This is a genomic window from Limosilactobacillus mucosae (assembly GCF_013423865.1).
Classification (GTDB): Bacteria; Bacillota; Bacilli; order Lactobacillales; family Lactobacillaceae; genus Limosilactobacillus; species Limosilactobacillus mucosae.
In genome coordinates this window covers 1,569,587-1,591,776 of record NZ_CP058954.1, presented here as the reverse complement: position 1 = coordinate 1,591,776, position 22,190 = coordinate 1,569,587, and the positions used below count along the sequence as shown (strand labels likewise).

17 protein-coding genes are annotated in these 22,190 nt (G+C 37.7%); 15 read left to right on the top strand and 2 right to left on the bottom strand.

Features of this window, described 5'->3' with window-relative positions; translation table 11 throughout:
• The first annotated feature begins 1 nt into the window (after nt 1).
• The 15 genes from rfbD (at nt 2) to H0G69_RS07735 (ending at nt 20,281) form a co-directional block, all read left to right on the top strand.
• Complete coding sequence (rfbD, locus tag H0G69_RS07805; protein ID WP_180304624.1) at nt 2–847, top strand: dTDP-4-dehydrorhamnose reductase; 846 nt, start codon at nt 2–4, stop codon at nt 845–847.
• Between the two features lie 90 nt (nt 848–937).
• Nucleotides 938–2,149, top strand: coding sequence for a hypothetical protein (locus H0G69_RS07800; RefSeq protein WP_180304623.1), 1,212 nt, complete (start codon nt 938–940; stop codon nt 2,147–2,149).
• 2 nt (nt 2,150–2,151) lie between these two features.
• A complete protein-coding gene (locus H0G69_RS07795) occupies nt 2,152–2,787 on the top strand; it encodes a YveK family protein (RefSeq protein ID WP_180304622.1) in 636 nt (211 codons plus the stop codon).
• A 115-nt stretch (nt 2,788–2,902) separates the two neighbouring features.
• A complete protein-coding gene (locus H0G69_RS07790) occupies nt 2,903–3,655 on the top strand; it encodes a glycosyltransferase (protein ID WP_240164338.1) in 753 nt (250 codons plus the stop codon).
• A 14-nt stretch (nt 3,656–3,669) separates the two neighbouring features.
• Nucleotides 3,670–4,665: a glycosyltransferase family 2 protein gene (locus tag H0G69_RS07785; protein ID WP_240164337.1), complete on the top strand. Its 996-nt coding sequence runs from the start codon at nt 3,670–3,672 to the stop codon at nt 4,663–4,665.
• Between the two features lie 8 nt (nt 4,666–4,673).
• Nucleotides 4,674–5,597, top strand: a complete 924-nt coding sequence (locus H0G69_RS07780; protein ID WP_180304619.1) for a glycosyltransferase — start codon at nt 4,674–4,676, stop codon at nt 5,595–5,597.
• 14 nt (nt 5,598–5,611) lie between these two features.
• Nucleotides 5,612–6,382, top strand: coding sequence for a DUF4422 domain-containing protein (locus tag H0G69_RS07775; RefSeq protein WP_143113407.1), 771 nt, complete (start codon nt 5,612–5,614; stop codon nt 6,380–6,382).
• Between the two features lie 110 nt (nt 6,383–6,492).
• Nucleotides 6,493–7,614: a UDP-galactopyranose mutase gene (glf, locus tag H0G69_RS07770; RefSeq protein WP_180304618.1), complete on the top strand. Its 1,122-nt coding sequence runs from the start codon at nt 6,493–6,495 to the stop codon at nt 7,612–7,614.
• 3 nt (nt 7,615–7,617) lie between these two features.
• Complete coding sequence (locus tag H0G69_RS07765; RefSeq protein ID WP_180304617.1) at nt 7,618–9,039, top strand: flippase; 1,422 nt, start codon at nt 7,618–7,620, stop codon at nt 9,037–9,039.
• 267 nt (nt 9,040–9,306) lie between these two features.
• A complete protein-coding gene (locus H0G69_RS07760; RefSeq protein WP_180304616.1) occupies nt 9,307–10,176 on the top strand; it encodes a hypothetical protein in 870 nt (289 codons plus the stop codon).
• Nucleotides 10,177–10,409: 233 nt separating this feature from the next.
• Nucleotides 10,410–13,154 carry a peptidoglycan DD-metalloendopeptidase family protein gene (locus H0G69_RS07755; RefSeq protein ID WP_180304615.1) on the top strand — a complete coding sequence of 915 codons (2,745 nt, stop codon included), beginning with the start codon at nt 10,410–10,412 and terminating at the stop codon, nt 13,152–13,154.
• Between the two features lie 489 nt (nt 13,155–13,643).
• Entirely contained in the window at nt 13,644–16,643 is a 3,000-nt protein-coding gene (locus H0G69_RS07750; protein WP_180304614.1) for a GH25 family lysozyme, read from the top strand.
• A gap of 111 nt (nt 16,644–16,754) precedes the next feature.
• Nucleotides 16,755–17,240, top strand: coding sequence for a hypothetical protein (locus H0G69_RS07745; protein WP_143113569.1), 486 nt, complete (start codon nt 16,755–16,757; stop codon nt 17,238–17,240).
• A gap of 259 nt (nt 17,241–17,499) precedes the next feature.
• Complete coding sequence (locus H0G69_RS07740; protein WP_180304613.1) at nt 17,500–18,474, top strand: glycosyltransferase family 2 protein; 975 nt, start codon at nt 17,500–17,502, stop codon at nt 18,472–18,474.
• Between the two features lie 112 nt (nt 18,475–18,586).
• Complete coding sequence (locus H0G69_RS07735; protein ID WP_180304612.1) at nt 18,587–20,281, top strand: 6-pyruvoyl-tetrahydropterin synthase-related protein; 1,695 nt, start codon at nt 18,587–18,589, stop codon at nt 20,279–20,281.
• 66 nt (nt 20,282–20,347) lie between these two features.
• Here the strand turns inward: H0G69_RS07735 and H0G69_RS07730 are convergent, their stop codons facing one another.
• Both H0G69_RS07730 and H0G69_RS07725 read right to left on the bottom strand, forming a co-directional pair.
• Nucleotides 20,348–21,019 carry an IS3 family transposase gene (locus H0G69_RS07730; RefSeq protein ID WP_240164336.1) on the bottom strand — a complete coding sequence of 224 codons (672 nt, stop codon included), beginning with the start codon at nt 21,017–21,019 and terminating at the stop codon, nt 20,348–20,350.
• A 175-nt stretch (nt 21,020–21,194) separates the two neighbouring features.
• Nucleotides 21,195–21,908, bottom strand: a complete 714-nt coding sequence (locus H0G69_RS07725) for a helix-turn-helix domain-containing protein (protein ID WP_180304611.1) — start codon at nt 21,906–21,908, stop codon at nt 21,195–21,197.
• Nucleotides 21,909–22,190 lie beyond the last annotated feature (282 nt).

The window sequence follows — 22,190 nt, the reverse complement described above, 5'->3', positions numbered from 1 at the left end:
AATGTCAAAAATCTTAATTACTGGCGCGAATGGTCAACTAGGGACGGAATTACGCCATTTACTGGATGAACGCGGAATTGCTTATGATGCACGTGATGCCAAGGATATGGACATTACGGACCGTCAAGCAGTTGAAGAACAGGTAACGGCTCTTAAGCCAGCAGTAATCTATCATTGTGCGGCCTATACGGCAGTCGACAAGGCTGAAGACGAAGGTAAAGAAATCAACTGGCGGGTAAATGAAGATGGTACTCGCAACCTGGCTGAAGTAGCAGCCAAAGTTGGTGCCAAGCTGGTTTACCTTAGCACGGATTATGTATTTGATGGTACTAAGACGGGCGAGTATGAAGTTGACGATCCTACCAATCCTAAAAATGAGTACGGCAAAGCCAAGCTGGCTGGAGAAAAGGCTATTCAAGCTGCCATGACTGATTATTACATCATTCGGACTTCATGGGTCTTTGGCGAATATGGCAAGAACTTTGTCTACACAATGCTGCGCCTGGCAAAGGATCATGATCGCTTGACAGTAGTTAATGATCAAGTTGGTCGCCCAACCTGGACTCGGACGTTGGCAGAATTTATGACATATCTGGTTGATCATCATTGTGAATATGGCGTTTATCAATTGTCGAATGAAGATAGTTGCTCTTGGTATGAATTTGCCTGTGAAATTTTGAAAGATAAGGACGTAGAAGTTGCTCCAGTTACCTCTGAAGAATATCCGCAAAAGGCATATCGACCACGTCATTCCATTATGAGCTTGAAAAAAGCGGAAGCCACTGGTTTTGAAATTATCGATTGGCATGAAGCATTATCTAAATTCTTAAGTTCTATAAATCTTTAAGTTGATGACTAATAGCTTGTCAGATGAAAACATTTACTATATAGTATATTAGCTATAATTATTGCTTAATGGTTATGGAAGAATTTAGAGATGAATGTGAGTAAGATAACGAATAAAATTAAAAATATAAAAATTACCGGTAGAGGAATATACTTCTTTTCGTTTATTATGTATTTTGTGATCTCTTTTTTAAGAACATCTACATATACAGAAGTTGTTTCTTCTAATCAATTAGTCAGGATAACTTACTTAATCGCTTTATTGTTGATCTTTAAAGTATATTTTTTTGATCAACAAACAGTCAAAAGTTTTTTAATAAATAGTTTAGTTATTCTTGTTGGGGTAGTTATTTGGCGTAGCACTCATGCAATCGATATATTTCTTTATATGTTGTTTGTTATCAGCGCTAGGGATATAAATTATCATGCATTAATCGATTTTTATCTTAAAATAGGGATATTGATGCTGGTCTTCATGGTTATCTCATCTGGACTAGGCATTATTAAAGATTTAGTTTTTATTCGAAATGGTGTTAGAAGACACTCATTAGGTATTTTATATCCAACAGACTTTGCAGCACATGCATTCTTTTTAGTATTGGCATATTGTTATGTATATTTTCGAAAGTTGGATTGGAAAGCATATCTTTCCTTCATACTGTTGGCAGTTTTTTTAACTGTTGAAACTCAGGCTCGTCTTGACATTATTTCTATTTTGCTAACGATTCCAGTCATATGGATTGCCAAGAGAGCCTCTGAAGGGAAGGTTTTTTCCAAGTTTATGGCATCTTTTTACTGGATGATTGCACCAATTTTGGCGTACATTACTGTCCTGGCGGCTTATTTCTATAGTCATTCTAAGCCATATATATTTGCTGATAAGATTGTTTCGGGAAGATTGGCATTATCGCACACGGCTTTTCAGAAATATGGAGTATCCGTTTTTGGAAATCTGGTTCAAGAGCATGGTTTTGGTGGTAATGCTGGTTCAAAAGCCTTTTATCAGTCAGGAATGGGTGGTAAGTATTTCTTTATTGACTCATCATTTATGCGCTTAATGATTATCTATGGTGTAATTACATTTGTAGCTGTTATTGCTGTGATGACCATTATTGGCTTAAAATCAGTCTTAACAAGCGATTATCGCTTGGCTGCAATTATGGTAATGTTAGCAATAAGCTGTGTGATTGAACAGCATTTATTGGATATGTCATATGATCCATTTTTAATTGCATTGTTTGCTAGTGAGATAACAGGGCACGATCGTCATGAAAATCACGATTTAGCTACCTTGGAGGTTTAGTTTTGAAGGAATACAGTGTTAAAGATTTAAAAGCACCATTTGTAAAGGCCTTTATATTTACTGTTATTATGGCCGTTCTTGGTGGAGTTGCAATGATTGGCGTGGCGAAGCATAAAAAACATACAACTTACACAGCTGAGCGTTATGTTTTGATTTCACATAAAATGAATTCAGAAAATAATTCATCAACTGGAAATACAAATTCTGTAACGAATGATGACATTAATATGATGACTACCTATGAGGAAATTGCTCAAAATGAGGAAATTTCCCAAGCAGCTCGTAAGCATCTATCTAAGCAATTAAGAAAAGAATACACTGCTGCTGGACTGAGTGATAATGTTAAGGCAAAAACGCGTCCTCAATCACTGGTAATGTCTTTGAGCGTGACAACCGATAATCCAAAAGATGCAGTTAAGCTGGTTAATGCTGTTGCTGAAGGGCTAAAAGAAAAGCTTCCTGAAATTCAACCTGGTGCCGGTAGCGTTAAGTTGATGGCTAAAGCAAGTAAGGACGATGTAAAGAGCATTACTACGCCTCATACCAAAAAGTATGCCGTTGTTGGTTTGGCGCTAGGTGGCTTGTTAGGGATGATTATTTCTTTTGTAGCCATTACTTGGAAGAAAATTATTGATTAATTGTACGAGCGACTTTAAAAGAGTCGCTTTTATTTAGTTATGAAGAGAAAAAGTATAAATGTTTGCTATACTGTTTACTGAGTCTAGATTAAGCAAAATAAAGGAAGATATACAATTGAAATACACTCGTCAATTTTCACTAATCACGATTGTAAATAAAGAACCAGTCTATCAAGAATTCAAAAAGAATCTTGATACTCAAGTAAATGTAGACTATGAACTTATAAAAATCGACAATTCTGATAATCAATTTAATTCAGCGCGAGCAGCTTATAATGATGCTGCAAAAAAAGCCAATGGGGAATACTTAGTTTTTTTGCATCCCGATATTCGTTTTTTAGATGAAAATGCATTATCGGATATTCTAAATGAAATCAAAAAATTGCCTAATTTAGGGGTAGCAGGAATTGCCGGAAGCCCGCAAAAATTGGTAAATAATGATCGCCAAATCTTAACAACAATTGTCCAAGGAGCTGATAAAGAATCTGTTGGTACGCTGATTAGTAAAACTGAAAAAGTTCAGACCTTAGATGAATGCTTTTTTGTGGTTAAACATGAGTGGTTAGACAAACATCCTTTTACTGAATGTAAAGGTTGGCATTTTTATGCAGTTGAGCAAAGTTTAATTGCGCTTTTAGATCATAAAGATAATTATGTTGTACCGGCAAGAGTATGGCATACTTCAGCAGGAGCATCTGAAGACTATCGTTATGTTCTAATTGGCAGACAAATGGTGAAACGATACGGCGAATACTTCCCAAGTATCAATACTACGGTTAGAAAATGGGATACCAAGGGGATAAAGGCCAATATCAATTCATCGTTATATCTTGCTAAACGTGTAATTACAACATATCTGAGAAAATGAAATTGGAGAAACACATGCAAAATACGCAACCACTAATATCAGTTATAATTCCAATTTATAATGTAGAGAAATATCTGGAGCGCTGTTTGGATTCAGTGATTTCACAGGACTATGATAATCTAGAAATTATTCTGGTTGATGATGGGGCAACGGATGATTCTGGCAAAATAGCTGAGAATTATGCAGCCAAAGATGACCGAATTATAGTAATTCATCAAAAAAATGGTGGGTTGTCAAATGCTAGAAATAATGGATTGGCCAAAGCACACGGCGAATATGTTACGTTTATTGATTCTGATGATTATGTAACCAATGATTATGTCTCATATATGCTTGGTTTACTTGCAGATGATGATTTTGAGGCTCCGATGGCTATGTGCTCATTAATGAATGTATTTAGCAGTACTGGACGAAGAGAAGATTGTGGTAATGGTGAGAAGGTAGTTTTGACAGGCAAGAAATGCATTGAGATGATGTGCTATCATGACCTGGTAGATACTTGTGCCTATGCCAAACTAACTAAAAGAGAATTATATGATAATGTAAAATTTCCAGAAGGTAAACTTTTTGAAGATATTGGCACTACGTATAAACTTTTTCTTCAGTCACCCAAAGTTGCTTGCGGATTTTCGCCAAAATATTTCTATGTCATTCGTTCTGGTTCAATTGTGACCTCTGGCTTTAAAGCAAACAAACTGGAATTGTTAGAGATGACGGATAAAATGGCAATGGATGTTAAGAAAGAATATCCTGATTTGGAAAAAGCGGTGTTAAGAAGGCAAGTATATGCGCGATTTAGTACCTTAAACCAAACTTTGAACTCGGGTGATCCTGCTGTTGTAGAGGTTAGGAAAGAATTACTTGACTATCTAAAGAAAAATAAGCGAGCAGTCTTGTCAGATCCCAAGACACCTAAACGAGATCGAATTGCATATTTTATTCTAGATTTTGGTTTTCCAGTTTACAGAGTGGCTTGGAAACAATATGAAAAGCGCAAGGGCAACAAATAGGAGACAAAATGATAATTTCAGTAGTTGTTTCAACGTATAATGGCCATGATTACCTTATTGAACAATTGGATTCCTTAAGAAACCAAACTATTAAGATCGACCAAGTACTGATTGCAGATGATCAATCTAGTGATGATACGGTAAAATTAGCTCAAGCTTACATTGATAAATATAAGCTTGATGGTTGGTCAGTTAAGGTTAACGCTAAGAACAAAGGATGGCGTCGAAATTTCATGGAGGCAATGTGGGCAAGTCATGGTGACTTGATTTTTCCATGTGATCAAGATGATATCTGGCGTAATGACAAAGTAGAGATTATGACCAAAATTATGGATCAAAATCCTCAGATTAATATCTTAAGCTCTGATTATTGTGAGTTTTTTGAAGATGGCAAGGAAAAAATTGGACCGTGGCCAAAAGAAAATAAATTAATCGAGGTTCCTTTAACCGACAACTATCTGCTTGTAAAATCACCAGGTTGTACATATTGTGTACGCAGAGAGCTTTTGGAGTTAAGCAAGAAGTATTGGCTGCCTGAATATCCTCATGACGCTTTGTTATGGCGTTTGGGACTTTTTTCTAACACACTATACGCAGTCACTGATGATTTAATTAAGTGGCGAAACCATTCAACTAGTGCTTTTGCAAAAGAAAGTCGTGATTTGAAATCTGTTTCAGCTAAAAAGCAGTGGATAAATACTGCAAAAAGCTTTGATGAAACAATGCGTAGATATGTAGAAGAAGACGTTAGCGGAGATAGGCAGAAGCAGTTTGAAGTTTTAGCTCAAAATGATCGTTGGTTAACGATCAGAGAAAGATTTTACAATAAGAAGAGTGTTATCGATGGACTTAAATTAGCTAGATATTGGGGATGCTATCCTCGGAAACGCCAGTATTTAGGCGATTGGTACTTAGTATATATTAAAAAATAGGATGGTTGATTAATATGACAATGTATGTAATTACGCATAAGGCTTTTGACTATCCTTTACCAACAGGATATACGCCAATTTTGGTTGGCGCTGATAAAAATGCTAATCCAAATCATTATCAGCCAGATAATGAAGGTGAGAATATTTCTGATAAGAACCCATCTTATTGCGAACTTACGGGACTCTATTGGTTATGGAAAAATGCCAATGACGAATATATTGGACTTTCCCACTATCGTCGGTATTTTTCGAAATATCCGACAAGAGGTCGTATGTATCTTGCTACAATTATCAAAGGGAAAGTTGCACCGGTCAGCCTAAAAAAACTGGATGAGATAATGCAAACTACTGAGTGGATTCTATCAGAGCCTGAGCAAGGCGGTGAGGGGAATGTTAAACAGCAATTTGAAAATTTTCATAATGCAAATGATTTAGCAATTACTCGCCAAGTAATCTCTGAGTTTAGTCCTAAGGTTTTATCGGCCTTCGATCAGGTTATGCAGCAGTCACAGATATCTTTTTATAATATGTTTTATACCAGTAAATCAGAAATGGATGCATATTGTGAATGGCTGTTTAAAATACTATTTGAAGTTGAAAAGCGGACCGATATTACTAATTATGATCAATATCAACAACGACTGTATGGTTTCTTGAGTGAGCGTTTGCTAAATGTTTGGATTAAATATCGGCAAGTATCAGTTACCTACTTGGCAGAATATCAAACTGACGAGCTTGATCGAAGCTATGCTATTGATCGATTTAAGCAAAAATTAAAGTCTTAGATACAAGGAATAAATTTTAAAGACAATATTAAGTTAGTTATTTTTATTGTAGTTTGGAAAAATTTGCCCTATCATTTAAAGATAGCAATTTAAAAATGTGAGGAATTGTAATGGTACAATATGATTATTTAGTAGTAGGCGCCGGCTTATTTGGAGCCACTTTTGCCTACGAAGCAGCTAAGCGTGGCAAGCGCGTTAAGGTAATTGAAAAGCGCAGCCATATTGCTGGCAACATCTACACTAAGAAAGTTGATGGCATCCAAGTACATGAATATGGTGCTCACATTTTCCATACTTCGGATAAAGCAATCTGGGAATACGTTAATCAGTTTGCGGAATTCAACCGCTACACGAATTCTCCAGTGGCCAACTACAAAGGGGAAATGTACAACCTGCCATTCAACATGAACACCTTTAATAAGATGTGGGGAGTTCGAACGCCTAAAGAAGCAATGGCTAAGATCAATGAGCAGCGAGCTGAAATGGATGACAAAGAGCCTCAGAACTTAGAAGAACAGGCTATTTCTCTGATCGGTCGCGATATCTATGAAAAACTGATCAAGGGCTATACCGAAAAACAATGGGGGCAAAAGGCAACTGAACTGCCGGCCTTTATCATTCGGCGGCTGCCAGTTCGATTGACTTACGACAACAACTACTTCAATGATCTGTACCAAGGCATTCCAATGGGCGGCTACACACAGATCGTTGAAAAGATGCTGGCCAGCGATTTGATCGATGTTGAACTGGGGGTTGACTTCTTTGATCAACAAGATGAATATCTGGCAAACTTCCCTAAGATCGTCTTTACCGGGATGATCGATCAATTCTTCAACTATGAATTGGGTGAGTTGGAATACCGCAGCTTACACTTTGAGACTGAAGAACTTGATGAAGACAACTATCAAGGCAATGCCGTGGTTAATTACACTGATGCCGAAACGCCGTACACGCGAATTATTGAGCACAAGCACTTTGAATTCGGTAAGGGCGATGAAGGCAAGACTATCATTACGCGCGAATATCCAGCTGACTGGAAACGAGGCGATGAACCATACTATCCAGTTAACAACCAACGTAATAATGCTCTTTACCAACAATACACGGAATTGGCCGGACAAAAGGCACCAAACGTTATTTTTGGTGGTCGTTTGGGTCAGTACAAGTACTACAACATGGATCAAGTAATCAAGGCGGCCTTAACGACCGTGGCTGAGGAGTTTGACAAGTAGATCATGAAGGTTATCAAAAACTATCTGTATAATGCGGGCTACCAAATTTTATTGATGTTTGCTCCTTTGATTACGACACCATATGTTTCACGGGTTTTGGGAGCACATGCATATGGTATCAATACTTATACAAATGGTTGGGTTACTTTCTTTTATTTGATGGGTCAAATGGGGATAACCCTCTACGGTAACCGTGAAGTAGCCTATCATCGTGATGATAAATATAAGCGTTCGCAAACTTTCTGGGGCATTGAGCTTCTTCAATTAGGTACGATTACCATTGCCTTGATAGCCTATTTGGCAGCTGTTTTTCTCTTTAGTACGACGTTTAAGGAATATTACCTGCTGCAAACATTATGGATTGTGGCTGCAGGACTTGATGTTTCTTGGTACTTTATGGGAATGGAAGACTTTAAAAAGACGGTTACGAGAAATACGATCGTCAAGTTGATTTCAATTGCGTTGATCTTTATACTTGTCCGAACGGAAGCCGATCTTTGGAAGTACGTGCTGCTTTTGGGATTGGCGCAGGTTGGTGGTAACGTTACTTTATGGCCTTATCTGCGCAACAGTATTCAATGGGTACCAATCAAAGAATGGCATCCGCTTAAGCATTTCTACCCATCTCTGTTGCTGTTTATCCCAACAATTACCACGCAGATCTATTTAGTTGTCAACAAATTAATGCTTGGTAAGATTGGGCAGCCAACTGCCTTGGGACAATTCGATTTTGCTGATAAAATCGTTAAGTTGGTCTTAGCAGTCGTAACGGCTACAGGGACGGTTATGTTGCCTCATGTCGCCAATAAATATGCTAATGGCGACGTTAAAGGGATTCGAACAAGTTTATATTCTTCATTTGATTTTGTAACAGCAATGTCCGTTCCAATGATGTTTGGCTTAATGGCAATTTCATCTAAATTCGCTCCCTGGTTCTTAGGAGCAGAATATGTTGATACTGGCCGAATCATCTTCTTGGAGGCGCCGGTAATTCTGTTTATTGCCTGGAGTAACGTCACAGGAACGCAATATCTAATGCCGGTTAATCGGGTCAAAGAATATACGCTTTCGGTAACGGCAGGTGCAGTGGTCAACATTATTGGAAATCTGTTTTTGATTGAACCTTATTCCGCAAATGGGGCAGCGATAGCAACCGTTATTTCTGAGTTTGCGGTAACGGCAGTGCAGCTGTATTTTGTTCGAACCACCATCAGTCGGCGAATGTTGTTTAAAGATCTCTGGCGGTACTTATTGAGCGGTCTTATCATGTACTTCGTAGTTTTACGTCTAGATGAAATTATGAAGATGAACATTATTAATTTAGCAGCTCAAGTAATTATTGGGGCGGTAGTTTATCTGCTTTGCATTCTTGTATTTAGAGCCCCAATCGTTAAACGGGCCAAGCAGATTTTGGCAGATAGATAATAAAGAGGCTTTTGTTTTTACAGCAAAAGCCTCTTTATTTGTAACAATCGTAATATAGTTTTGATAATTAACGTTAAACGCTTACAACGCTTTGCTGTTGGACTTATTAAATATTTTGTTTTGCAAAAAGGTTACGAAAAAATAAAGAGTATGCTATAATAATGTTACAAGGATGTTACATAAATGATATTTAAGTAACAAACTTAATTTAGTTAATAAGCAAAAACTTCAAGGCATAATTCAAAAGAGAGTAAGGGGGATAAGCTTATGAAGAAGAACATGAACATCTTGCTTAGCAGCTTGGTAATTGCAGGTCTGTTGGCTGGTTGTGGGGCCAAGACAACGACCACGTCTACTAAGAGCAACGCTGACAGCACACGGACTGAACAAAGTACTTCTCACAAGCACAAGACCTCTGCAAAAGCAACTGCTAGTGAAAAGAAGACTACTGATCAAAAGAATGAATCACAAAACGCTGCTAGTCAAACTGCTGCAAATGAAACTTTAACCGCAGCTTCAAGCAGTGCTGCATCGGCTGGCCAAGCTTTAAGCTCTGCTAATACATTAAAAGTCGGCAGTGCAATGGTTACCTTGCCTGAAACGCAATCATCAAAGACAGCTACAAACTCTCAAGCAGTGGCGGCAACCACTGAAACTATCCAAAAAGCTCAAGCTTCTGGTACTACTGCAACTACGCAGCAACCAGCAATTGCTCAAAATAATGAAACACAAGCCGCTCAGCTGAATGAAGATCAGATGACTGATCAGCAAAAGGCTGGTTTGCTGGCATGGTACACGAGCCACTACGTAACTAACGAAGCAGCTCCTCAAGCAAATCGTCCGCTGGTTGTAACTGCAATGAACGAAAGTTCTGTTTTGGCACCTCTGCCAAATGGTACCAACAACACTTACTACCAAATCTACGGCGCAAAGCCTGACGAAAGTGAATGGGTAAACTACTACGCTCAAGGCAAAGATGTAGACGGTTCGCCAATTGCTGACACGGTTTACATTTACAATAACCAACAGTGGAACCCTTACCAGGTTTCCGACATGGTTAACACAGCTAACCAAAACAATGGTACTGACTATGTAAATCAAGTTGCCAACAACGTTCAAATGTACGACGAACGTTAACATATAGTTGTAATATTAAAAAATTATCAAAAACGCTAATCTTGCCTCAGTATGTGGTGATTAGCGTTTTTTTGTATTATCAAAATGTAACCAATATATGACATTTATGTATCATATTTTCAATCACGTTGATTGAAAAGGACAGCAATGATAAACTTTTAAATAGTTTTAAGAATCAAGAAATTAACTAAGAAATAAAATTTAAAAACCGAGTAATTAGCAGCGAGGAGAAAATGATGGCGAAACCTAGTCCTGAAGTTAAGACACGCTTTAAAATGTATAAAAAAGGCAAGCTGTGGTTGGTTGCAGCTGCTGCAACTGCTGGTTTGATGGCTGGCGGTAATGTTGCTCAAGCTGACAACAGCACGGCAACTAGCAATAGTGATCAAGCAGTTGTTGCTAATACCAATACTGGTACAAGCAGCAATAATAATAGTGATGATAACAGTACGGTTGCTTTGACCACTACGACTGCAGTATCCAATGATTCACAAGTTGCTACTGCATCTGAGGATGCTGTTTCTACTACTGCCAATGAATCAACTTCAGCTGCGAATACGACTCAGAAGGCAACGTCATCAACTGATCAAGCAATTGATTCTGCTAGTCAAGCTTCAACTGAAGCTTCGAAGGCGGCTGAAACTGTTGAACAAAGTACTGCATCGGCAACTCAAGACAGCCAAAGCAATGCTAAAACTGAAACTAGTTCTAATGTAGAAGCTGACACGGTTTCAATGACAACCGCAGCAGCATCCGTCTCCACTACGGACCAGTCGCCAACTTCTACCACTAAGACCACAGAAGTTTACTCAAATGGCCACTGGTACTTAAAAGACCAAAATGGCAATAACTTAACGGGTTGGCAAAAACTTAGTGGTAATCGTACTGTTTACTATAATACAGCTGGTGAGATGCTTTATGGTGAACAAAACATCAGTAGTAAATGGTACTTCTTTAATACTACTGATGGTAATGTTGCTAAGGGTTGGTATAAGTTACCTGATGGACGTACTGTTTACTATGATGTTGATAATGATGGCAATGGTCAAGGTATGCTGCATGGCATGCAAAAAGTCGGAGACAATTACTACTATTTCAATATAGGTTACGGTACGGAAGAAAGCGGCTTGAAGAATGTCAATGGCAAGTACTACTACTTCAGCCCAACGATGGTTAAAAATACTGAAAAAGAGGTCAATGGTTCATGGTACTACTTTGGTGCGGATGGTACGGCCCAAATTGGTTGGTACGCTTTGGCTGATGGCCGTTTAGTAAACTATGACAGCCAAGGTCAGATGTACCATGGCGAGGCTAAGATCAATGGTAAATGGTATTACTTTGATACCCGCTACGGAACGACAGCTCAAGGCTGGTACAAGCTGCCTGACGGACGCCAAGTCTACTATGATGTTGACAGTGATGGCAATGGTCAAGGTATGCTGCATGGCATGCAAAAGGTGGGAGACAATTACTACTACTTCAACGTGGGCTATGGTACGGAAGAAAGTGGCTTGAAGAACGTTAATGGTAAATACTACTACTTCAGCCCAACGATGGTTAAAAATACTGAAAAAGAGGTCAATGGTTCCTGGTACTACTTTGGTACGGATGGTACTGCAAAAACCGGTTGGTACACACTGGCTGATGGCCGTTTAGTAAACTATGACAGCCAAGGTAAGATGTACCATGATGAAGCAAAGATCAATGGCAAGTGGTACTACTTTGATGCCCGCTACGGGACGACAGCCCGAGGCTGGTACAAGCTGCCTGATGGACGGCAAGTCTACTATGATGTTGACAACAGTGGTAATGGTCGGGGGATGCTGCATGGTATGCAAAAAGTAGCTAACGACTATTATTACTTTAATAGTGACAATGGTACTAAAGAAACAGGAATTGTTTATAATTCAGCTACTCAAAAATTACAATATTATGGCACTGTCAGTGGCGCACTAAGTACTAATACTACAATTAAATCAGATAATAATACTTATACTGTTGATGAAAACGGTAATATCGTTTTAAAAAATGGTGAAAATAAGATTAATGGTAACTGGTATTACTATAATGGATCAACCGGTAAAGTTGTCACTGGTTGGTATAAATTGTCTGATGGGCGAGAGATTTACTATGATCTTTCTACTGCTCAAATGAGTCATGGTGAAAAGAAGATTAACAGTTATTGGTATTACTTTGATAAAGATAGCGGATTTGAGGCAATTTCCCAGTTTGTTAAATTAAATGATGGCCGTGTGGTTTATTATGATGAACAAGGTCATATGTCTTATGGAGAAAAACAAATTGGTGGGTATTGGTTCTACTTCGATAAAAATAATGGTAATGAGGCTATTTCTCAATTTGTAAAACTAAGTGATGGCCGGACGGTTTATTATAATAGTGATGGTCATATGGTAAAGGGATGGCAAACTATTAATAATAATACGTATTATTTTGATTTGAATAGTGGTTTTATGTATACCGGTACGCACTATATTGATGGGACTAAGCATACTTTTGACTCTGACGGTGTAGAGGATACATGGGGTTGGCCATTCCCAGCTGACGGTCGCGGCTATTTCACGGGAGCACAATTATTTGGTGTAAATGCTGGTGGTGAATTCCGATTGAACGGTTTCCATGACGGTCTCGACTTTGGCTCAATCGACCACCCAGGTTATGAAGTCCATGCGGTTCACAAGGGTACGGTTACTGGAATTGGTTATGCTTCAGGGCTAGACTGGTACGTATTGATTGATACTGGCGAATATTTGACCGTTTACCAAGAAGCTTTCAGTAGTCGTTCTAATATTTGGGTAAGCGTTGGTCAACAAGTTAACGTTGGTGACGTAATTGGTGGACGAACGACGGCTCACCTGCATTTGGGAATTACTCGCCAAAAGAATTTTAATGTTGCCTTGGCAAATTCATTTAACAATAATGGGACTTGGATTAATCCATTGACTTTGTTGGGTAACTAAACAGGAAAAGGGGAGCTTTTAAGGAAGCCCCCTTTTTTTAAGAAAATTTGAATTTTTTGTGGATTTTTAATTTGGAGGAAAGATTTGAATAACGAACGTCAGAAGGTACAAGCATACCAAAGTGCACAACAGAAAACCTTAAAAAAATGGACGCTTTTTTCTGGAATTACGCTAACGGCACTTAGTTTTGGATTAATTTTACATTCTAGTACTGCACAAGCTGATGCTACAACAACTAATAGCAGTAGTGTGTCACAAGCTACTGCTAACGATGCTAATACCGAATCTGTGGTACTGACTCCAACTTCCGTATCAACTAACAATGCGGATGACGCCTCATCATCGCAAGTTGCAAACAGCAGTAGTGAAAATGACGCATCAGCAATAGTGGCAAATGAATCCTCATCAGCTTCTTCAACACAAGCCAGTACCACTGCACGACAGACCACATCATCACAAGACTTAAGTAAAAGCAGTTCAGAAAGTACAGTGACTGCTACTACAGATGAAGGTCAGAGTAGCAGTTCGGTAACTGATAATAGTGATCCTTCAGCAGTGGCAGCATCTTCCACAGCAGTGGTTGTTGCCAACACTGATCAAGAAATTGCCTTACAAGCTTTGGCTGCATACAGTACTTCAGCTGATGCAATTGACGTTTCTTCATATCAAGGTGCCATGAGTGTGGAAACTTACTCCTGGCTTAAGAGCCTTGGTGTTAAATATGTTATCGTTAAGCTGACTCAAGGTACTACATATACAAATCCATGTGCACAGACGCAGATTAACAATGCCAAAGAAGCTGGCTTGATAGTTGCAACCTATGATTATGCAGTTTTCACTGATTCAGCATCAGCCATTGCCGAGGCCGATCATTATGCCAATGTTGCCAGTTCTTATGGCTTAGATGGTAGTACGCTGATGATTGCTGATATGGAAGACAATGTAACTAAACGCTCCAACATTGCTGCGCTTTTAAATGAATTTTGGAATGAATTGAGCCGTCGAGGTTATACCAACCATGGTGTTTATGCAAGTTATAGCTATGATCAAACGTACAATGTTAGTTCAACAGTTGGTCATAGCAAGACCTGGATTGCTGCTTACTACTATAATTATTGGAAAAATACCATGTTGAACTCGGACTACGGTGCTTGGCAGTATACTGACAGTTTTAATGGCTATGATGGCTCCATTGATATGGGAATGTTTAGCACTTACATGATTTTAAATGGTGAAAAGCAAGAAAATGGCTATTGGTACCTATACAAAAATGGGGTTCGTCAAACCGGTTTTCAGAACCTTTCGGATGGCCGAACTGTTTATTACAACAGTCAAGGCCAAATGCAGTATGGTGAACAAAATATTAATGGTTATTGGTATTACTTTAATACTAGTACAGGCGCCATGACTACTGGCTTTACTAAACTATCAGATGGCCGTACAGTGTACTATAATTCGCAAGGCCAGATGCAATATGGTAATCAAACAATCAATGATAGTAAATATTACTTTGATACAGATACTGGTGCAATGGCGCTTGGCGAAACAACTATTAATGGACGTAACTATTACTACAATATCAATACGGGGGTTCAAGAAAAAGGATTAGTTTATAACCAAAATACTAAGAAATTACAATATTATGATTCAGCAACTGGCGCGCTGAAAACAGGCGTAAATAGTGTTACGGATGGTAATACTACCATTCAGTTAAATTCTGATGGGTCAGTTAATGCTCATGGATATACTACTGGTATTTATAAGATTGGTAGTAGTTCATACTATTATGATGCGACTAAAGATGTGTTCTTAATTGGATGGCAAACAATATCTGGCAAGAAATATTATTTTGATACAGATACCGCTCAAATGGCTATCGGTGAGAAGCAGATTAATAACTACTGGTATGATTTTGATGATAGTGGTGTTATGCAAATTGGATTTGTCAAATTATCAGATGGTCGGCTAGTCAATTACAACAATCAAGGTCAGATGTACCATGGTGAAGCCAAGATTAATGACAAATGGTACTATTTTGATGCTCGTTACGGAACGACGGCCCAGGGGTGGTACAAGCTGCCTGACGGACGCCAAGTCTATTATGACGTTGACAACAATGGCAATGGTCAAGGTATGTTGCATGGGATGCAAAAGGTTGGCAATGAGTACTACTACTTCAATGTTGGTTATGGAACGGAAGAAAGCGGCTTGAAGAATGTCAATGGCAAGTACTACTACTTCAGTCCAACGATGATAAAAAATACTGAAAAAGAAGTCGATGGTTCATGGTATTACTTTGGATCAGATGGGGCTGCTAAAACTGGTTGGTATACATTGTCAGATGGTCGCTTGGTTAATTACAACAATCAAGGTCAGATGTACCATGGTGAAGCCAAGATTAACGACAAATGGTACTATTTTGATGCTCGTTACGGAACGACGGCCCAGGGGTGGTACAAGCTGCCTGACGGACGCCAAGTCTATTATGACGTTGACAACAATGGCAATGGTCAAGGTATGTTGCATGGGATGCAAAAGGTTGGCAATGAGTACTACTACTTCAATGTTGGTTATGGAACGGAAGAAAGCGGCTTGAAGAATGTCAATGGCAAGTACTACTACTTCAGTCCAACGATGATAAAAAATACTGAAAAAGAAGTCGATGGTTCATGGTATTACTTTGGATCAGATGGGGCTGCTAAAACTGGTTGGTATACATTGTCAGATGGTCGCTTGGTTAATTACAACAATCAAGGTCAGATGTACCATGGTGAAGCCAAGATTAATGACAAATGGTACTATTTTGATGCTCGTTACGGAACGACGGCCCAGGGGTGGTACAAGCTGCCTGACGGACGCCAAGTCTATTATGACGTTGACAACAATGGCAATGGTCAAGGTATGTTGCATGGGATGCAAAAGGTTGGCAATGAGTACTACTACTTCAATGTTGGTTATGGAACGGAAGAAAGCGGCTTGAAGAATGTCAATGGCAAGTACTACTACTTCAGTCCAACGATGATAAAAAATACTGAAAAAGAAGTCGATGGTTCATGGTATTACTTTGGATCAGATGGGGCTGCTAAAACTGGTTGGTATACATTGTCAGATGGTCGCTTGGTTAATTACAACAATCAAGGTCAGATGTACCATGGTGAAGCCAAGATTAACGACAAATGGTACTATTTTGATGCTCGTTACGGAACGACGGCCCAGGGGTGGTACAAGCTGCCTGACGGACGCCAAGTCTATTATGACGTTGACAACAATGGCAATGGTCAAGGTATGTTGCATGGGATGCAAAAGGTTGGCAATGAGTACTACTACTTCAATGTTGGTTATGGAACGGAAGAAAGCGGCTTGAAGAATGTTAATGGTAAATATTACTATTTTGATCCAGAAATGATTACAAATACACATAAATTAATTAATGGTGTCCTATACTACTTTGATAAAAATGGTGAGGGAACTATTTCGTCAACAAACTAAGTTCACTTAAATATATTTAATAAATCAAATATATTCCTTATGTGCTTTTGGTTTGCTATAATATAGCCCATATGATTAACTGAAATAATAAAATTTAGGAGCATACACATAATGAAAAAAGTAAAAAATAGTTTAATGGCTATTTTGATGATTTTTAGTATGACGTTTTTAATGGCAGGATGTGGAAATAGTTCTAAATCTGCGCAAAGCTCATCTAAAAGTGAGACTACTTCAAGCAAAGTAGTTAAAAAGAAGAATGCAACTAAAGCAAAAAAGGTCTCAAGCTCGTCTTCCAAGAGTAAAACCTCGTCTAGTAAAGCTGAAAGTGAATATTCCAGTAGTAGTGCTGTGGTAGATAATGAGAGCCAAAGTAGTAACTCATCCAGTAGCTCAGCTCAAAGTAGCAGTAACATCCAATTAGGTTTGAATGATGTTGCTACTTGGACTGACAGTAATGGTGTTGTTCACAACGTTGATAGTGATGGTATGGATCGTCAAGTTAAGAATGGGCAGACTACTTATGCTGACTGGAGTGGCCCACTACCAAGCAACGCACAAGTTGTTACTTCCAGTAGTTCTAGCTCGGTAAGTAATTAAATAAGAAATATAGAAAGAGGCTGGGAAAAAAGTCTCAAAACTAAAGAATCGCTAGAAACCACGTTGCTGAAAACGTTGATTTCTAGCGATTTTTAATATTACTATTCTCTAAAATTCATCTGAAAATATAGTTTTTTCCCAGCCTCATTATTTTTAAATTGGTTTTAAAATGCAATGAGCATGTAGTTTAGGATTTTTATTTTCAATAATTATGATACCATTATATAGACAGTCTTTTTAATATATGAAGGGAAATCAAATGGCTAATAATTTATTAACAATTGTAGTTCCTTGTTATAACGAGGAAGAAGTTTTACCGGAGACAGTCAAAGAACTTGGTAAGATTTTAAACGATTTAATTGAGCAACAAAAAATTAATGCAAATAGCAAGTTGCTGTTTGTAAATGACGGCAGTAAAGATAAAACATGGCAGTTGATAAAACAATATAGTCAAGAATCTCAATATATTACTGGGATTAAGTTTACTCGTAACTACGGGCACCAGAATGCATTATTAGCGGGGATGAGTCTCGCAGTGAAGTATTCTGATATGATTATTACAATTGATGCAGATTTACAAGATGACGTTAATGCAATTTATAAAATGGTTGATAAATACCATGAAGGATTCGATGTTGTTTATGGAGTTAGAAATAGCCGAGAAACAGATACGTTTTTTAAAAAGCATACTGCATTGATGTACTATAAACTAATGCAGAAAATGGGCGTTAATTTAGTTCCAGACTCTGCCGATTACAGGCTATTGAGTAAGCGTGCTACAGAATCATTACTTTCGTACAAGGAAAGAAATCTTTTCTTACGAGGAATGGTTCCGCTGATAGGCTATAAATCGGCTAAAGTTTACTATCCTAGAAAAGAACGATATGCAGGAACTTCTAAATATCCACTTAAGAAAATGATTCATTTTGCTTTAGATGGTATTACATCATTTTCAATTGCACCTATCCATTTAATTCTCTCGCTAGGCATTATTACAACTATCGTAAGTATTGTCTTAATGATTTATACATTAGTGCAAAAAGTAATGGGACATGTTGTGTCAGGCTGGTCTTCACTAATGATATCAATTTGGTTACTTGGTGGAATTCAATTAATATCTATTAGTACAATAGGTGAGTATGTGGGAAAAGTTTTTACAGAGGTAAAGCATAGACCTCGATTTAACATTGAGGAAGAAAATTATTCAATCCGAATGGAGAGTAAGAAAAAATAGAAATTATACTAAGAAAGATTATATTTTACTTTTCTATAGCGTTTCTTCTTAGTAAAGACAGCCATAAATAATTAAATTGTTGATTACTGTATTTTGGAGAAGAATAAAGATAATGAACATAGGATTTAAAAAGAGATGGATAAAATTAATTGTCCAAATAGTGTTTTTTATTGTATTGAGTATCGTATTTGTTTATCCCTTTCAGAAAAATGGAATTATTTATTTTGGGGATGATATGAAATATCATGTAAATAGGATTCTTGAACTAATTAATAATCTAAAAAATGGAAATATATATCCTTACATTTATACGTATACCTTTGATAAAATTGGATATCCTCTAGGTGTCTTTTATCCTTGGATAACATTACTTCCTTTTGCTTTGTTTTCCATTCTTTTAAAGAACACAGTAAATGGTATATATGCAGGATTTGCATTCTATACTTTTTTGACACTAATTTTTATGTATGTCTGTGTCAGAAAGATGAATAAAAGTAAATTTCAATCAAATATTGCTGCAATATTGTACACTTTTTGTGCTTATAGGACGATTGATGCTTTTTCAAGATTTGCTCTTGGTGAATTTCTTGGGATGGTATTCTTACCGCTATGTTTATATGGAATGTATGCAATTTTGTTTGGCAATAAGAAGGATTGGCCATTTCTTGCATTTGGTATGTCGTTTACATTGCTATCACATGTATTAAGTACATTTATTTTTACTTTAGCCTTACTAACCATTTTTCTTATATTTATCTGGTTCGTAGAAAATAAGATCGCAACTATTGTATCGTTGCTTAAGTCAGGTATGCTTGCGATTACAAGTTCAGCAATATTCTTATTTCCTTTTATAGAACAAGAACTATTTCAAAAATTTAGTCCGCCATCTCCAATGGATATATCTAGCACTGCCAATTACATGGATCAGATAGTTCAATCATCACTAAGAAACTCTGTACTGAGAGATTCATCGGGAACAGTTTATGGAATCGGGATCACTTTATTAGCAGTTATAATAATTGGAATTGTATTTTTTGAAAAATTTGATTTGACTTCGAAGATAATATATTTACTTGGCATTATTTCATTTGTAATTACAAGTACCATATTTCCTTGGAACTTATTTAAAGATACTCCAGTTTCATTAATTCAATTTCCGATGCGAATTTTAATGCTTACTTCTGTCTTTTTGTCATATTCAGGGAGTGATATTCTTGAATCAATGATGAGCTCAATTAACTCTGTTACTGGAAAGAAGCTTTTTAAAGTTAGTATGATACTACTAATTATAATTCCTTGGTTTAGCAGTATAAGCCAATTAAAAAAAGATCCGCAGAGTAACATAGATATTTATAAGGGATCATTAAAAGAATATAGAAATGGAACTGCATGGTATTTAGATCAATACACTCCTAAAAAAAGTATGCCGTTTTATAAGGAAATTGAGCATCATTTAGCAATTATCGATGGAAAAAAAGAAAAAATTATTTCTATAGACTCAAAGCCAAACGAACTAATCTATAGTAGCTTAAAAGTTAAAGCAGGAGAAAAGATAGATCTTCCTGTTTCAATATATAAAAATTTGCATGTTTACCAAGCTGGTAAAGAGCTTAGTTTGATAAATAGTAAGCGCAATACCGTTACATTTAGAGCTAATAGTAATAAAAATGTGGTTGTTAAGTATGTACCTTCAATTATAGATCGTTTAGGAATTTTATTAACTTCTATGACTTGGATCATTTTCTTAGCAGTAGTAATTTATAAAAGAGTAAAATATAAAGTAAGGCACGGTACTATATCTTATTAAGGTAACACCTTGTCGATGGCAAGGCACTATTGCCTGTTAAGTATACAGTTTAAATAGAAAAATTATCTATGCGGCTTGAGCGCGGAACTTTTCTGCGCTCAAGCCGTTTTTTGATGCATAAGCTCGTTCGGTATTGAAATATTTAATGGCCTGCTGGACAGATTGTTCCAATTCTGCCATGCTTTTTGGACGAACCCGTTTAGCTAACCAAACCAGTTTGAAATCATTCCACCAACGCTCCATTGGTGAATTCTCCCATGGATGACCGGGGTGAGACATACTATGGATGCAGTTTTGCTCAGCTAAGAAATCATTGAAAGCCATTGAGCAGTAAGCTGCGCCACGATCCGCATGGATCATTGGCTGAGCGTCTGGTTCTACTTTGAAGGCACGCTTAAAGGCTTCGATCGCTGATGCGGCCGTTTCAGTAGCCGAAATGTTGTAGCTCAAAACATAGCGACCATATAGATCCATCACTACATGCACGCGCGCCTTCCTTACCTGCTCATTACCATACACAACTTCGGTAGTATCAGTCACCCAAACCTCATTCTTACTCTGACGATCAAATTGCTCATTAAGTAAGTTGTCATTGATGTATTCCTCGTGACGTTTAATCCGATTATGCTTCTTCTTACGGATATTTGCCTTGATCCCGTGATTTCGCATGCAGTTAGTAACTCGCTTTAAGCCGGCCTTGAAATCCAATTTATTTTCAAAAGCTAGTTGCGTCGTCATGCCTAAATAACCCAAGGTCCACTTATGCTTTTTTCCAATTCCAAAATGGCTTTAAGTAATTCTGCTTGTTCATCATCATGGATATTGGCCTTTCGATGAATCCACTTGTAGTAAGCATCTCGAGTAATACCTGCGATCTCGCTTAAAGTGCTGATTGGCCACCCGTACTCTTCATTTAGTTCTTTGATGGCTTGTTGTTTGAAGAACTTTTCGCCTCCCGATTGCGAATTTCTATTAATTTTTTTGCGAAAGCGACCTCCATCTCATTCCGTTTCACTTCGGCCTTCAATAGCCGATTCTCCGCTCTTAATTTATCTAGTTCTGTCCACTCGGCTTTGGGCTTAGCCTTACCCCGCCGATCACGAAGTGATTGCGGGTCATTACCACTCTTACGATATTTTTGATACCAGCCATAGACTTGTTGGTAACTCACGTGATACTTATCTACAGCCCAACTGTAATTAACATCGTGCTTGATTAAGTCTTCAATAATCGATAATCGTTCTTCAAAAGTAGTTTTGCGTCCTGGCATAATTGAATCTCGCTTTCTCGGCGTATAAGCCTTCAGTTTTGATTCATTATACTGGATAATCCATTGTGATAATTGCCAATCGGATTTTAAACCATGCTTTAAAGCAAATTTTTCTAAGGTATCCGTTGAATGCTCAAATTCCACAACTAATTTGCGCTTAAACTCAACGGAATAAACTTTATTATGGTGAGCACTTACAAGTCCTCTCATTCCCTTGTATTTGTACATTCTCTTCCATCTTCTGATGGTGTGTGCGTTGACGCAATATTCTTGAGCTAATCTTTCAATAGATTCTGTTTGAGCTTTCTTGATAATAATTAATTTTTGCTGAACTGAAAATTTGGCTCGTCTTCCCATAATTAAAAACACCCTCCAAGTATCAGACGAATTTTCTATTTCATCTGTATACCATCTGTATACTTAGAGGGCATTATAGCCCCCCGCCGATTTCCTACATTTTATAACCGCCCTTTACAACATCCGCAAACTTTGGCAGAACTGAAAGATTTGGTTAAGCAGGGTGTTGAATACTTCAACACAGTCGAGATTTCCAGCAAACGAAACAACCTCACCGCGGAGGACTTCCGCAATGAGGCCGTATAGACTAATTTTTTATTTTTTTAAGTGTTACCTTGACAG